The organism is Phyllobacterium endophyticum, assembly GCF_003010935.1.
Taxonomy (GTDB): Bacteria; Pseudomonadota; Alphaproteobacteria; order Rhizobiales; family Rhizobiaceae; genus Phyllobacterium; species Phyllobacterium endophyticum.
On record NZ_PGGN01000006.1, the window covers coordinates 174,525 to 187,599 of the forward strand.

A 13,075-nucleotide genomic window follows, 5' to 3' on the forward strand; every position below is an offset into this window, starting at 1 on the left:
ACAACCGCATCAGCGCGACAGCTCCTTCAGACCAAGCCGGATCAACTTGGTGGAATCGGCGCCCTCGCCCACCTCCTTCATGGCAGCGGCAATGGCATTGGCCGCCTGATCGCGCGAATAGCCGAGATTGGTCAAAGCCGACACGGCATCCGCAACGGGAGCGGGAGCAACGCCCTCACCCAACTCCTGCTTGAGGCCGATGGTGCCCATTGCTTCGCCGGCAAAGGCGGGCGCCTTGTTCTTCAATTCCGTAACGATACGTTCCGCAACTCGCTTTCCAACCCCGGGAGCCCGGCTGACCATGGCAATGTCCCGCAGCGCAATGGCATTGGCAAGATCCGACGGGGTCAATGTCCCGAGCACGCTCAACGCCACCTTGGCGCCTATGCCCTGCACGTTTTGCAACAGGCGGAACCATTCGCGCTCGAGCGCGGTGCCGAAGCCGAACAGCCGTATCACATCTTCACGCACATAGGTTTCTATGAGCAGGACGACCGCCTCGCCTGGCGCGGGAATATTGGAAAGTGTGCGGGCAGAGCAGAACGCAACGTAACCGACGCCGTGAACGTCAACAATCACATGATCCTCGGCGATTTCGTCCACAGTCCCCTTGAGCTTGCCAATCATCCGAGTGCCGCCAATTTCCGTTCGATAGCTATGCGCCCGATCGCGCTTTGCCGATGATGTGCGTGACAAATGGCAACTGCCAATGCATCAGCAGCATCGTCCGTGTCGAATATAGCTTTCGGCATCAGCACTTTCACCATCATATGAATTTGCTTCTTCTCGCCGTGGCCGACGCCAATCACAGCCTTCTTCACCGCGTTTGGCGCATACTCCGCAACCGGTAGCCCAGCAAGCGCCGGCACCAGCAAGGCAATCCCGCGAGCTTGACCCAGTTTAAGCGTCGCGGTGGCGTCCTTGTTGACGAAAGTGTGCTCGACCGCCGATTCATGCGGCATCATTTCGTGAATTACCCGGGCAAGTCCATCATGCAGTTGACAAAGACGGGAGGCAAGGTCGAGTTTCGCGTCTGAAAGAACGGTGCCGGCTGCCACATAACGCAGCGAATTGCCAAGCGTCTCGATGATGCCCCAGCCTGTTCGCCGAAGACCAGGGTCAATGCCGATAATACGAATCGCTTCTTTCATCCTCGAACCTTATCCATGTGCCACACATGTTGACAGCAGAAAGGTGAACAAAAGAGAAACAAAACTGTGCGTTTTTACGGATGACCGAACGCTGTCGCCAAGAGGCTGATCTGGTCGGAGACAGGGTTGGTTGAGAGGACACGTTTTTGCTCGGCGCCAGCACCATCATTGTAGATCTCGTCGTCCATCTGGCGGACGCGTGCCTGCAGGCGCAATGAACGATGCACGATGTCACAATAGGAGAGCGGGATCTCATCCCAGCCGACTACTGTTCCAGGCGCTGAATCGGTATCGAGCCGGACCTTGGCCTTTTCGGAAAGAACCTGTTCGAGTGTCATTTCGCCGCTGCGTGAGGCGCGCTGAAGCAGCAACCATGATGCGACCTGCATCAAGCGCGTCGTCAGCCGCATTGATTCGGCTGCGTAGAGTGTCGCGGCGACACGGGATAATCGCTTGGCTTCCGCCCGGCCTTCACCATCGAGATAGAAAGCAGCTTCTTCCACAAGGCTCATGCCCTCATCGTAGAGATGATTGAAACTTTCAGAACGCACCATGCGCTCCGCAAGCCTTATCGTATTGTCTACGTGGAGTTCCCGTTCGGTCATCATATGCCCTGTTACCTAAAATGCGCTGCCACTAACCGCAATTTTGCCAAAGCAGTGCCCCCTTACTGGAACAGCAAGCGAGGTACCACAACGGTCGGCGAGCAGTAGTCCCCAGCAACCTGCCTGCATCCTCACAGGAGCGCAAGTTTATCCTTAATAAAGGGTTAACGGCAGCGTTAAACATTGGATATGAACATAAAAAAAGAGCCGCGAAACGAGGCGGCTCTCAGGAGTCTAACAGGGAGGCGTCAAACAAAGTGGCCAAACCACTTGGTAAGAATCCAGAAAACTGGATGATCAATTCATAGATTGTAATGCTTAACCATTGGTTAACGGAAACAGAAAACTCCGATTCATCAGGATATGACTGCTCTGGTTGCCGGAGCCAACGCTCCCGTCACGGGTTTGCCGGCCAGAAGCGTTTTGGCCTGTGTCGGCTTCTGGACCGGGCGCCCGCCCCATCCAATGCGCGGCAGCCACTCAAGATAATAGGCCAGAGCAAATTGCGCCATTATTCCGCTCGCGATCAGCAATGTATCATCCAGCAGACCACCCGGGTTCAACACTTTGACCACCTGCGCCACCATGGCGAGTATCGTACCTGCGACAAACACGGGGAGAGAATGTTTGCCGAGGATCGCCAGCGGATGATCTGGAGCACGACGAGCCAGATTCGAAATCGCGGGAACCGAGACAATCACGTAGGCAAGTGCCAGCACATGCGCGAGCCGGGTCAATGACAAGAAGGTCTTGTCAAAGCCGGTGACCACCATTGGCAGGCCCAATGAGGTGTCGATACCCCATAATGGCCAGCGAACCCAGATCAGCGCGATCGCGATATATCCGGCACAGAGCCCAAACAGATACTTGTTGAAGGCAATAGTCCCGCCCCGGCGCACGTGCATGATTCCGGCGATCCCGATAACGAAGAGAAACTGCCACGACAGCGGGTTGAGAAACCACACACCATTCGTCGGATAGTTGGGTGGCGCGATCTGATAGACGCCGGAGACCAGCCACAGCGTTCCTGAAAGCGCGACCATCGCGGCGATGCTGATCCTGGCGATCATCAGGAACAACGGGAGCATCAGCAACAGAACGCCGTACATCGACAGAATATTGTTATAGCCAATCTGATGACCCATCGTCGCAAGGCCGATAAGGGCTTTGGCAGGCTGATCCATCAACGGCCCGATATTGATGAACGACATGAAATCAGGGCGTTTCAGGTAGATGCCCGCGGCACAGAAGATTGCCAATGTAGCGACAGTCGTGAGGATGTGAGCGCAATAGAGTGTCGTAGCCCGCCGCCACGCTTTCAGCGTCGTAAGGAGACGGCTGCCGCGTTCGAACTTGGAACCATAAGCCAGACCGACGGCGATACCCGAGATCAGCACGAACGCTTCGGCCGAGTCAGAAAAACCGAAGTTCTTGTGTGTCAGGTTCTCGTAAACCGTTCCTGGAATATGATTGATAAAGATCGTGAGAAGAGCCAAGGCCCTGAATACGTCGATACGGGTGTCCCGCTGTTTAAGCTGGTTCTGTGTCATGGCGTTCACCAATATCCTGTTATGCATGGGTAGCTCGCTTCCGGGCCTCGGTGGGAAGCGATTTCGCTTGGGCGTGTGATCGATAATGTTGACATATGGCAAAAGTTGCGATTGCGCCGATCAACTTTCGTTCAAAAATATGACAAGCTGCCAAATCCATCATAGGTCAGCTTCAGACCCATCAGCAGAATCATCGCATACATAAAGGGGTAAAATACCTCCGGCCGCATCCGCTTGACGATCCAGACGCCGGCGAAGGTCGCGAGTGGCGCAAGGGGTACAAGCACAGCGGAGGCTTGCAAGTTCGTAGCGTCAAGCTGCCCGAGAGCAAAATAGGGAATTACCTTGATTGCGTTGATAATGGCGAAGAAAATGACACTGGTGCCGTTGTAGATCTTGGGGTTTTGCCGCAGCGGCAACGCATAAACCTGATATGGCGGACCGCCAGCATGGGCGACGAAACTTGTGAAGCCGGCGATTGTCGACCACAGCGTAGCCGACGCGCCATTGTGGGGCCGAGCGGTCGCCCGCTTCTCTGCGCTTGCAAAGGCGTAGCGCCCAAAAAAAATGATCGCGACCAGGCCAACGATCAGCTTCACCATGTCGTCGGTTACGATGGAGGCGGTCATCCAGCCTATGCCGACGCCGAGCAGCCCTCCCGGCAGCATTAGCTTGAGTGTCGTCGCGTCGCGGTATCCGCGCCACGACCAGAGGCTTGCGAGGTCCATGATGATCAGAATCGGCAGCATGATAGCCGCGGCCTGCACCGGCGGCATCACAAGCGCCATCAGCGGTACTCCGACCTGCCCCATGGCGCCGCCAAGGCCACCTTTGGAAAGCCCGATCAAAATGGTGGCCGGTATGGCAGCGGCATAGAACCAAGGGTCTAGCAAGAGATCGGGCATCGGGTTAATCCGGCAGGAGGGACTTTTCCATAACCCCGAGGGCGATAATTGTGAAACACTTTCGCCGAATATACCCCGGTTTGAAGCATAAAACCGGGTGACCTGTTCAAATCCTCATTCATCTTGTATGCCCGAATTCCATCATGATTGGCCGGTCTATGAAGACAGTCCTCGATGAAGAATGATTGGAAGGTCGAAAGCAATGAACACCGAACCGATACCTCAACGCTGCCGCATCGTTTTGATCGCGCCTCCGGTCACGAGCGTTGACGAACTTGCCCGCGCGCTGCGCGATGCGCTTTCGGGAGGTGATGTCGCTTCGGTCCTGCTGCCCCCCTATGAAGCAGATGAAGCATTGTTCCAGACCCTTGCCGAAGCAGCCACTCCTATCATTCAAGGGGCCGGTGCAGCCGCAATCATCGTCGGCAACACGCAGGTGGCCGGCCGCGTCAAGGCTGACGGCCTGCATATCGAAGGACCGGCCGCCGATCTTTCGGCGAGTGTAGCCCGTTTTTCGCCCAAGATGATTGTCGGTACGGGCAATATCAAGAATCGTCACACGGCGCTGGAGATCGGCGAGGCCCAACCGGATTATGTTCTGTTTGGCAAAATTGGTGCTGACAACAAACCTGAAGCGCACCCGCGCAACATCGAACTCGCCGACTGGTGGGCCTCGATGGTTGAAATTCCTTGTATTATTCAGGCAGGCAATACCCTCGATAGTATTCTCGATGCGGCCGCAACGGGTGCGGAGTTCATCGCCCTTGGCTCAGCCGTCTTCGATGGAACAGACCCGGCAGGAGCTGTCCGGGAAGCCAACCGGCTCCTCGACGAGCACGCGCCCAAATTTGAGGAATAGTTGCATGGAAGCAAGACCAGGAAAGCTTCTTTGTTCCGTTGCGGCCACTATGATCGCTTTGTCGGCTTTTGCAGTTGAGAGCTCCGCCCAGACAGCTCAAACACCACCGGCAGCCGCTGAGCCGGCGGGAACTCCTGCCCCCGCCACACCTGCGCCAGAAACAACAGCCAAGCAAGCCAAACCCAAATCGCCCAATGATCCCGTGCTCGACACCGTCAACCCGACCCGGTTTGGCAAGGGTCCCGAAGATGATGCTTTCGGCGCCTATCAGCGCGGTCTCTACAAGACGGCCTACAATCTCGCGTTGCCGCGTGCCGAAGGAGGCGACGCTGCCGCACAGGTCCTGCTGGCCGAAATTTTGGCGCGCGGGCTGGGAGTGCCCACGAATATGCAGGAATCGGCGAAATGGTATGGCAAGGCGGCGGAACAAGGATTGGCTGAAGCGCAGTTTCGCTATGGGGTCATCCTGCTTCAGGGGAAATACGCCCCGAAAGATTCCAAAAGGGCAAAGGAATTGATGAAGGCTGCAGCGGACGCCGGAAATGCTCCGGCACAGTTTAACTTTGGCCAGATTCTGCTGCAAGAACGGCCGGGCGCCTCAGGCATCGAGAACGCTTATCCCTGGTTCCAGAAGGCAGCGGACAAGGGACTTCCCGACGCGGAATATGCAATCAGCCAGATTCTTGCCAATGGCACCCTGAAAATACCGCGCGACGATGCCAAGGCTCGCCAATATCTGGCGAAGGCTGCTGTCAAGGGATACGACACCGCGCAGCTCGATCTAGGGACGTGGCTCGTTGCCGGCCGTGGGGGGGCAAGAAACTACAAGGCCGGCTTCGGCTGGATGTTGCGGGCGGCCACGGGCGGCAATGTCGCAGCGCAGGCCCGTCTCGCCAAACTTTACCGGGATGGACTTGGCGTCGAGGGCGATTTCATCAAGGCCGCCGCATGGTACATCGTGGCGAAACGCGCGGGCCTCAATGATCCCGAGCTGGAATCGTTCATGGCGGGTCTTGATGATAGCCAGACGCAAGCCGCAATCACAGAAGCAAATAAGTTGCAGTGAAGTGGCCGCAATGCGGCCGTTGACGGCGCTGATATCGGCGCAATAGATTTCTGATGTACCAACATCGCAACCTGCCGATCGGAATCTGGAAATGCCGTTGATCAACCGCGCTCATGAGATGCAGCAAGACGTCGCCGAATGGCGCAGGCATTTGCACCAGAAACCCGAGCTCATGTACGACGTGCATGAGACATCCAGGTTCATAGCCGGGAAACTGCGCGCTTTTGGCTGCGACAGCGTCGAAACCGGCATAGGCAAGACCGGCGTAGTCGCCATTATTCGTGGCCGGCACGGCGACGGGGGTGTGATCGGGCTTAGGGCGGATATGGACGCTTTGCCGATAACCGAAGCAAGTGGAAAAGCCTGGGCGTCCATTGTACCCGGCAAGATGCACGCGTGCGGCCATGATGGCCACACTGCCATGCTCCTCGGCGCAGCGCAGTATCTTGCGGAGACTCGCAACTTCAAAGGTACGGTCGCTGTCATCTTCCAGCCTGCAGAAGAAGGCGGCGCCGGAGCGCTCGCCATGATCGACGATGGATTGATGGAGCGTTTCGGCATCGGCGAAGTCTATGGCATGCACAATGCTCCGGGTCTGGCCGTGGGTGAGTTTGCGACCCGCAAGGGTTCGATCATGGCGGCAACCAATGAATTCGAAATCGCGATCACGGGGCGTGGTGGCCACGCGGCAAAACCGCAATCGACGATCGACCCGGTTGTGATAGCGGCCCACACCATTCTTGCGCTGCAGTCTATCGTGTCGCGCGAAACCGATCCGTTGAACTCGCTTGTCATTTCCGTGACCCAGCTCAATGGCGGCGATGCGTCCAACGTCATACCCGATGTGATCACACTTGGAGGTACAGTTAGGACCCTTTCGCCGGAGGTTCGCGCGTCGGCGCGAAAAAGGCTGACTGAAATTGCTGAAACGACTGCAGCTGTCTTCGGCGGCAGGTCAGTAGTGACGTATCATGATGGTTATCCCGTAACGTTCAACCATGAGCGGGAAACAGAGTTTGCTGTAGGCGTCGCCCGCGATATCGTTGGCGCAGATGCGGTAACGGCGGAGATGCCGCCGGTGATGGGCGCCGAGGATTTTTCATACATGCTGGAGAAACGGCCGGGGGCCTTTATATTTATCGGCAATGGCGACACGGCGAGCCTTCATAATTCGGCCTATGATTTCAATGATGATGCGATCCCTTATGGAATTAGCTACTGGGTCTCCCTGGCGGAAAGAGCTCTGGCTGCCTGAGCTTGCCACAGCAAAAACGAACAGCGCCAGGTGGCTGTTTTTGCCCCCACTCTTGCCTATTTTGCGAATTTGTGGTCTTGGAGCGCCATTCTTGACCACCGCCGCAGTACTGGCGCGGTATCCAACACAAATCCGAGTAGACACATGAAAATCAACGGCAATGAAATCCGCACCGGCAACGTGATCGAACATGATGGTGGCCTTTGGGTTGCTGTGAGAACCAATCATGTCAAACCCGGCAAGGGCGGCGCCTACAACCAGGTGGAACTGAAGAACCTTATCAATGGCACCAAGTTGAACGAGCGTTTCCGTTCCGCTGAAACCGTCGAGAAGGTTCGTCTGGAGCAGAAGGATTTCTCCTTCCTCTATGAACAGGGCGAGGCGTTGATTTTCATGGATACCGACAGTTACGAACAGCTTGAACTTCAAAAAGACTTCGTTGGTGACCGCGCCGCCTTCCTTCAGGACGGCATGATGGTCACGGTCGAGCTTTACGACGAACGCCCGATCGGCATTTCGTTGCCAGACTATGTCACGCTGGCAATCACCGAGGCCGATCCGGTCGTCAAGGGCCAGACGGCAGCCTCCTCCTATAAACCTGCGGTTCTGGAAAATGGCATTCGCGTGCTTGTACCGCCATTCATTTCGTCGGGCGAGCGCATTGTCGTCGATACGAACGAACTGACTTATGTTCGCCGCGCCGACTAAGCTAATCTTTGACTTGACGGAGAAATAACCCGAAATGGCGCGTTCAGCGATTCTCAATGTAATGGTGCAGGCTGCCATGAAAGCCGGCCGCTCGCTCGCTCGCGATTTTGGCGAAGTACAGAACCTGCAGGTGTCGCTTAAAGGTCCAGGCGACTATGTCAGCCAGGCCGACAAGAAAGCCGAAGAGATCGTCTACGCTGAACTGAAGCGCGCCCGCCCGGACTACAGCTTCCTTATGGAAGAATCAGGCGTGGTCGAGGGCTCCGATAGCCAGCACAGGTGGCTGGTCGATCCGCTCGATGGCACCACGAATTTCCTGCACGGTATTCCGATTTTTGCGGTTTCCATAGCGCTTGAGCGTCAGGGCCAGATAGTGGCGGGTGTGATTTTCAATCCGGCCATGGATGAACTGTACACTGCTGAGCGCGGCGGCGGAGCGTTTCTCAACGACCGGCGCCTGCGCGTTGCGGCACGCAGCAAGCTCGTCGATTCCGTTATTGGAACCGGGGTTCCCCATCTTGGCCGTGGTGATCACGGCAACTATCTTTTGCAGATGCGCAACGTCATGGCCGAAGTATCCGGTATCCGCCGAATGGGCGCAGCGGCTCTTGATTTGGCCTATGTGGCAGCAGGCCGTCTCGACGGCTTCTGGGAAGATGGTCTTTCCCCGTGGGATATTGGCGCCGGCATTATCATGATCCGCGAGGCCGGCGGTTTCGTCACCGATCTGGAGGGCGGGCAGGACGTGATCGAGAGCAAGACCATTATTGCAGGCAACGAAGCTATTCAGCGGGCTCTTTTGAAGACGTTGAAAAAGCCAATCTGATATGGCGAGGCCTTATTGACAGGCGGTATTATACTGGGCGGCTGGTGACATCCTTCTAGCTACGTTCGAGTGGCATTGTTGCCTTCAGTCCCTTCGAGAAGGTCGCTTCACCAACCGCAGATTGCCTTCAATAACAACAAACTCAACCATCGCTCCAATGCATCTTCCAATTTCACCGCAAATTCGGCTAGGGTCGCAAAATCTGATTTGATGCGGAGACGACACGATGGCTGATTTCAGTTCGACCCGCCAGGGTATGGACGGCGATGATTTTGATCCTTACCGGCTCTCCAGCCCGCGGTTCGTGCTTCTGTCGATGGCGATCTTTCTGGCAATCGTTGCCTTTCTCGCTGCCATTCTCTTTCGTCAGATTTCGGTGTTCTTTACGACCAATCCCGGCCTCAACGGCCTGATTGTCGGGGTTCTCGTCGTCGGCATCCTGCTTGGTTTCGGTCAGGTAATCCGCTTGTTCCCCGAAGTTCGCTGGGTCAATTCGTTCCGTAAGGGCAACAATGATCCAAACGCCAAACCTGTCATGCTCGCACCTATGCGTGCGTTGATAGGGCGAAGGCAATCCATGGCGCTTTCAACGAGCGCCATGCGCTCCATGCTGGATTCCATCGCTTCGCGGCTCGACGAGACCCGCGACATATCGCGCTATCTGATCGGGCTGCTGGTATTTCTCGGTCTTCTCGGGACCTTCTGGGGACTTCTCGAAACGATCGGCTCAATCGGTCAGACGATACAGTCGCTCGACCCGCGGGCGGGCGATGCCAATAGTGTACTGGATTCGCTGAAAGCCGGTCTCCAGTCCCCGCTCCGAGGCATGGGCACGGCATTCTCCTCATCGCTTTTCGGTCTCTCTGGCTCGCTGATCCTCGGCTTTCTCGATTTGCAGGCGGGCCGGGCGCAAAACCGGTTCTACACAGAACTGGAAAACTGGCTCTCGAGCGTCACCGACCTTGGCTCCGACCTGCAAGCGCTGGATGCCGTGAATAGTGGCACGTCCGACGAGTTACGCGCATTGGCGGAACGCCTGCAAAACATCCAGGAGACAGGCGGATCGAGCCAACGTACGACAGCCGCCCTGGCAAGTCTGGCTGAGGGCATTCAAGGGCTCGTCAAGAACATGCGGTCCGAACAGCAGATGATGCGGGATTGGGTTGAAAAACAATCCGACGAACAAAAGGCCATTCGACAGACGCTCGCTAAACTAGGCGATGCCATCGCTCGCGACAAGGCAAACTGATGGCCCTCGGTCGTAACCGCAGAGCCGTTCGCCACGTTGATTACTGGCCTGGATTTGTCGACGCGCTGTCGACATTGCTCCTGTCGATCATGTTTCTTCTGTCGGTTTTCGTGCTGGCACAGTTTCTCCTGAGCCAGGAAATCACCGGCAAGGACGCAGTCCTCAACCGGCTTAACTCGCAGATCAACGAACTTACGCAACTGCTGTCGCTCGAACAGGGCAACAAGCAGGATCTCGAAGACACGATTGCCAATTTGCAGGCATCGTTGACCAGCGCCCAGAATGAACAATCACGTCTCCAATCACTCTTGTCCCAAGGCGCGGGTGCCGGCGCCGCCGCGGAAGGCAAGATCAACGAACTGTCGACTGGCCTTGAAAATGAAAAACAGATCAGCGCCCGGGCCCTGTCACAAGTTGAGATACTGAACCAGCAGATTGCAGCATTGCGCAAACAGATCGGCGCCCTGGAGGACGCTCTCAATGCCTCCGAGTCGCGAGACAGGGAATCCAACGCCAAGATTGCCGATCTCGGCAAGCGGCTGAATGTCGCTCTCGCGCAACGCGTTCAGGAGCTTAATCGCTACCGCTCAGACTTTTTCGGCCGTCTGCGGGAGATACTTTCCGACCGCGAGAACATTCGCATCGTCGGCGACCGTTTCGTCTTCCAGTCTGAAGTGTTGTTTCCCTCGGGAACCGCAATTCTGAATCCGGCCGGATCCGAGGAGATGAAGAAACTGGCGACCGCCTTGATCGATCTGCAGAAGGAAATCCCGGACGATATCAACTGGGTCCTGCGCGTCGACGGTCATACGGATGATGTCGCTCTTTCGGGCACCGGGCAATTCCAGGACAATTGGGAGCTATCGTCGGCACGCGCTATTTCGGTGGTGAAATTCCTCATCGCCAATGGCGTTCCGGCAAACCGTCTCGTCGCAGCGGGCTTCGGTGAGTTTCAACCGCTGGAGCCAGGGGGCGCACCGGAAGTACGGGCGCGTAACCGCCGCATCGAACTGAAGCTGACGGAACGATGATAAGTGGTTCTGCAGCGTCAGCTCGGGAACACGGGACTATTCAGCGGCGCCTTTGAAGGCGTCGGCGCCCGCTTCGAATTGCAGCTTGGCAAGACTGGCATAAATCCCGTTCTTCTTGACCAAGGTCTGGTGCGTTCCCTCTTCGATGATCCGTCCGTTTTCCATGACCAGAATTCGATCGGCCTTCAACACGGTCGCGAGCCGATGCGCGATAACCAGCGTTGTACGCCCCTGCATCAGATGATCCAGCGCCCTCTGCACCAGCATCTCGCTTTCGGCATCCAGTGAGGAGGTTGCCTCGTCCAGCAGGAGGATGGGCGCGTCGCGGAGGATGGCGCGTGCGATGGCGATGCGCTGGCGTTGTCCGCCGGACAGCGTGATGCCGCGCTCGCCGACTTGCGTGTCATAGCCGCGCTCCAGCGCCTGGATGAACTGATGCGCCAAAGCTGCCTTGGCCGCGGCTTCGACATCTGCCTTTGTGGCGCCCGGCCGGCCAAAGGCAATATTGTCACGCACGGTCGCCGCAAAGATCGTCGTGTCCTGCGGAACAATGGCGATGCGTGATCGGAGGTCGGCGGGATCAACCTTGCGCGCATCGACCCCATCGACGCTGACAACACCGGAAACTGGATCGTAGTAGCGCAGCAACAATGAGAACACCGTGCTCTTGCCAGCGCCGGAAGGACCCACGATGGCGACGGTTTCGCCCGGCTCAATCCTGAAGTTAAGGCCTCTTAGCGCCGGAGCACCCGGCCGCGACGGATAGTTGAACTGTACGTCGTCGAAGTGAACGGAACCGAGGGGCGGCTGCGGCAGCAGCACAGGAGTGGCTGGCGCCGTGATCGCCGGCTTCTCCGCCAGGATTTCCATCAACCGCTCGGCCGCACCCGACGCTTGCGACAGTTCTCCCCAAACCTCCGACAGCGCTCCCAAGGCTCCCGCAGCAAAAACAGCGTAGAGCAGGAACTGGCCGAGAGTTCCCGGCGTCATCGCGCCGGAAAGCACATCCCGCGAGCCAAACCAAAGTACGGCGACGACGCTGGAAAAGATCATGAAGATGGCGAAAGCGGTCAAGATGGCTCTTGCCTTCACCGATGAGCGTGCGGCCGCAAACGCATCTTCCACTGAGGCGCCAAAGCGGGTTGTTGCCAGGTTCTCGTTGGTGAATGCCTGTAAAGTGCGCACGGACACAATGGATTCGCTGGCATAGGCAGTGGCGTTGGCCAGAGTATCCTGGGCGGCACGTGATCGGCGGCGCACGGATCGTCCGAAAGCGACCAGTGGAATGATGATGAGCGGAATTGCAGCGATGACCAGTCCTGAAAGTTTGGCGCTTGTGATGACCATCATCACGATTGCGCCGAGGGCCAGAATGAGATTGCGCAGGGCTACCGAAGCCGTCGCGCCGACCGCCGATTTGATCTGCGTCGTGTCTGCGGTGAGGCGCGAGACAATCTCGCCCGATTGCGTACCGTCGAAGAAAGCAGGAGAGAGCCTTGTCAGATGATCGAAAACATCCCGGCGCAAATCCGAGACGATCCGCTCACCCAGCGTAATGACGAAATAGTATCGTCCGCCGGAAGCGAGAGCCAAAAGCGCCGCGAGCACCACCAGCATGCCAAAGTAGTTGTTGATGAAGGCACCGTTTGCGCCAGAAAAGCCGTGATCGATCATGCGCCGGACAGCCAGAGGAAGCGTCAGGGTCGTCACTGCCGCGAGGACGAGCGAGAATAGCGCACCAGCTATCATGCCCCGATAGCGAGACATGTAGGGGTAAATGCGCCGCAGCGGTTTCAAGGAGCGACGCCTTCTTTCCGTCTCCTGAAGATGAGATGGTTCCCTGGTGGCCATGTCTCAGGTCTTCCTCATA

13 protein-coding genes are annotated in these 13,075 nt (G+C 57.1%); 7 read left to right on the forward strand and 6 right to left on the reverse strand.

Annotated elements, in window-relative coordinates; translation table 11 throughout:
* Nucleotides 1-9: 9 nt before the first annotated feature.
* The 5 genes from ruvA to CU100_RS23945 form a co-directional block, all read right to left on the reverse strand.
* Nucleotides 10-627: a Holliday junction branch migration protein RuvA gene (ruvA, locus tag CU100_RS23925; protein ID WP_106719140.1), complete on the reverse strand. Its 618-nt coding sequence runs from the start codon at nt 625-627 to the stop codon at nt 10-12.
* Nucleotides 624-1,151: a crossover junction endodeoxyribonuclease RuvC gene (ruvC, locus tag CU100_RS23930; protein WP_106719141.1), complete on the reverse strand. Its 528-nt coding sequence runs from the start codon at nt 1,149-1,151 to the stop codon at nt 624-626. The genes ruvA and ruvC overlap by 4 nt, the downstream gene beginning before the upstream one ends.
* 74 nt (nt 1,152-1,225) lie before the next feature.
* Nucleotides 1,226-1,759 (reverse strand): protease adaptor protein RcdA, encoded by a 534-nt coding sequence (gene rcdA / locus CU100_RS23935; protein WP_342588327.1) that lies wholly within the window; start codon nt 1,757-1,759, stop codon nt 1,226-1,228.
* A gap of 353 nt (nt 1,760-2,112) precedes the next feature.
* The gene (locus CU100_RS23940) at nt 2,113-3,306 is read right to left on the reverse strand and encodes an OpgC family protein (protein WP_106719238.1); all 1,194 of its coding nucleotides are present in this window, start codon (nt 3,304-3,306) and stop codon (nt 2,113-2,115) included.
* Between the two features lie 131 nt (nt 3,307-3,437).
* The gene (locus CU100_RS23945; RefSeq protein WP_106719142.1) at nt 3,438-4,211 is read right to left on the reverse strand and encodes a sulfite exporter TauE/SafE family protein; all 774 of its coding nucleotides are present in this window, start codon (nt 4,209-4,211) and stop codon (nt 3,438-3,440) included.
* Between the two features lie 181 nt (nt 4,212-4,392).
* On the opposite strand from CU100_RS23945, the gene CU100_RS23950 reads away from it, so the two are divergent.
* From CU100_RS23950 to CU100_RS23980, 7 genes are all read left to right on the forward strand, one after another.
* A complete protein-coding gene (locus CU100_RS23950) occupies nt 4,393-5,070 on the forward strand; it encodes a thiamine phosphate synthase (RefSeq protein WP_407070374.1) in 678 nt (225 codons plus the stop codon).
* 49 nt (nt 5,071-5,119) lie between these two features.
* Nucleotides 5,120-6,136 (forward strand): tetratricopeptide repeat protein, encoded by a 1,017-nt coding sequence (locus CU100_RS23955; protein ID WP_106719239.1) that lies wholly within the window; start codon nt 5,120-5,122, stop codon nt 6,134-6,136.
* Nucleotides 6,137-6,227: 91 nt separating this feature from the next.
* The gene (locus CU100_RS23960) at nt 6,228-7,391 is read left to right on the forward strand and encodes a M20 aminoacylase family protein (RefSeq protein WP_106719144.1); all 1,164 of its coding nucleotides are present in this window, start codon (nt 6,228-6,230) and stop codon (nt 7,389-7,391) included.
* A gap of 144 nt (nt 7,392-7,535) precedes the next feature.
* The gene (gene efp / locus CU100_RS23965) at nt 7,536-8,099 is read left to right on the forward strand and encodes an elongation factor P (RefSeq protein ID WP_106719145.1); all 564 of its coding nucleotides are present in this window, start codon (nt 7,536-7,538) and stop codon (nt 8,097-8,099) included.
* A 34-nt stretch (nt 8,100-8,133) separates the two neighbouring features.
* Nucleotides 8,134-8,925 (forward strand): inositol monophosphatase family protein, encoded by a 792-nt coding sequence (locus CU100_RS23970; RefSeq protein ID WP_106719146.1) that lies wholly within the window; start codon nt 8,134-8,136, stop codon nt 8,923-8,925.
* Nucleotides 8,926-9,151: 226 nt separating this feature from the next.
* Complete coding sequence (locus CU100_RS23975; RefSeq protein WP_106719147.1) at nt 9,152-10,174, forward strand: MotA/TolQ/ExbB proton channel family protein; 1,023 nt, start codon at nt 9,152-9,154, stop codon at nt 10,172-10,174.
* On the forward strand, nt 10,174-11,205 hold the full coding sequence (locus CU100_RS23980; protein ID WP_106719148.1) for a peptidoglycan -binding protein: 1,032 nt from the start codon (nt 10,174-10,176) through the stop codon (nt 11,203-11,205). The genes CU100_RS23975 and CU100_RS23980 overlap by 1 nt, the downstream gene beginning before the upstream one ends.
* Before the next feature lie 36 nt (nt 11,206-11,241).
* Here CU100_RS23980 and CU100_RS23985 read toward each other — a convergent pair whose 3' ends face one another.
* Nucleotides 11,242-13,056: an ABC transporter transmembrane domain-containing protein gene (locus tag CU100_RS23985; RefSeq protein ID WP_106719149.1), complete on the reverse strand. Its 1,815-nt coding sequence runs from the start codon at nt 13,054-13,056 to the stop codon at nt 11,242-11,244.
* Nucleotides 13,057-13,075 lie beyond the last annotated feature (19 nt).

What these genes read in the sequence shown, in the direction of transcription:
- ruvA (WP_106719140.1), bottom strand. Translation starts at nt 627, where the DNA reads ATGATTGGCAAGCTCAAGGGGACTGTGGACGAAATCGCCGAGGATCAT.
- ruvC (WP_106719141.1), bottom strand. Translation starts at nt 1,151, where the DNA reads ATGAAAGAAGCGATTCGTATTATCGGCATTGACCCTGGTCTTCGGCGA.
- rcdA (WP_342588327.1), bottom strand. Translation starts at nt 1,759, where the DNA reads ATGATGACCGAACGGGAACTCCACGTAGACAATACGATAAGGCTTGCG.
- CU100_RS23940 (WP_106719238.1), bottom strand. Translation starts at nt 3,306, where the DNA reads ATGACACAGAACCAGCTTAAACAGCGGGACACCCGTATCGACGTATTC.
- CU100_RS23945 (WP_106719142.1), bottom strand. Translation starts at nt 4,211, where the DNA reads ATGCCCGATCTCTTGCTAGACCCTTGGTTCTATGCCGCTGCCATACCG.
- CU100_RS23950 (WP_407070374.1), top strand. Translation starts at nt 4,393, where the DNA reads ATGATTGGAAGGTCGAAAGCAATGAACACCGAACCGATACCTCAACGC.
- CU100_RS23955 (WP_106719239.1), top strand. Translation starts at nt 5,120, where the DNA reads ATGATCGCTTTGTCGGCTTTTGCAGTTGAGAGCTCCGCCCAGACAGCT.
- CU100_RS23960 (WP_106719144.1), top strand. Translation starts at nt 6,228, where the DNA reads ATGCCGTTGATCAACCGCGCTCATGAGATGCAGCAAGACGTCGCCGAA.
- efp (WP_106719145.1), top strand. Translation starts at nt 7,536, where the DNA reads ATGAAAATCAACGGCAATGAAATCCGCACCGGCAACGTGATCGAACAT.
- CU100_RS23970 (WP_106719146.1), top strand. Translation starts at nt 8,134, where the DNA reads ATGGCGCGTTCAGCGATTCTCAATGTAATGGTGCAGGCTGCCATGAAA.
- CU100_RS23975 (WP_106719147.1), top strand. Translation starts at nt 9,152, where the DNA reads ATGGCTGATTTCAGTTCGACCCGCCAGGGTATGGACGGCGATGATTTT.
- CU100_RS23980 (WP_106719148.1), top strand. Translation starts at nt 10,174, where the DNA reads ATGGCCCTCGGTCGTAACCGCAGAGCCGTTCGCCACGTTGATTACTGG.
- CU100_RS23985 (WP_106719149.1), bottom strand. Translation starts at nt 13,056, where the DNA reads ATGGCCACCAGGGAACCATCTCATCTTCAGGAGACGGAAAGAAGGCGT.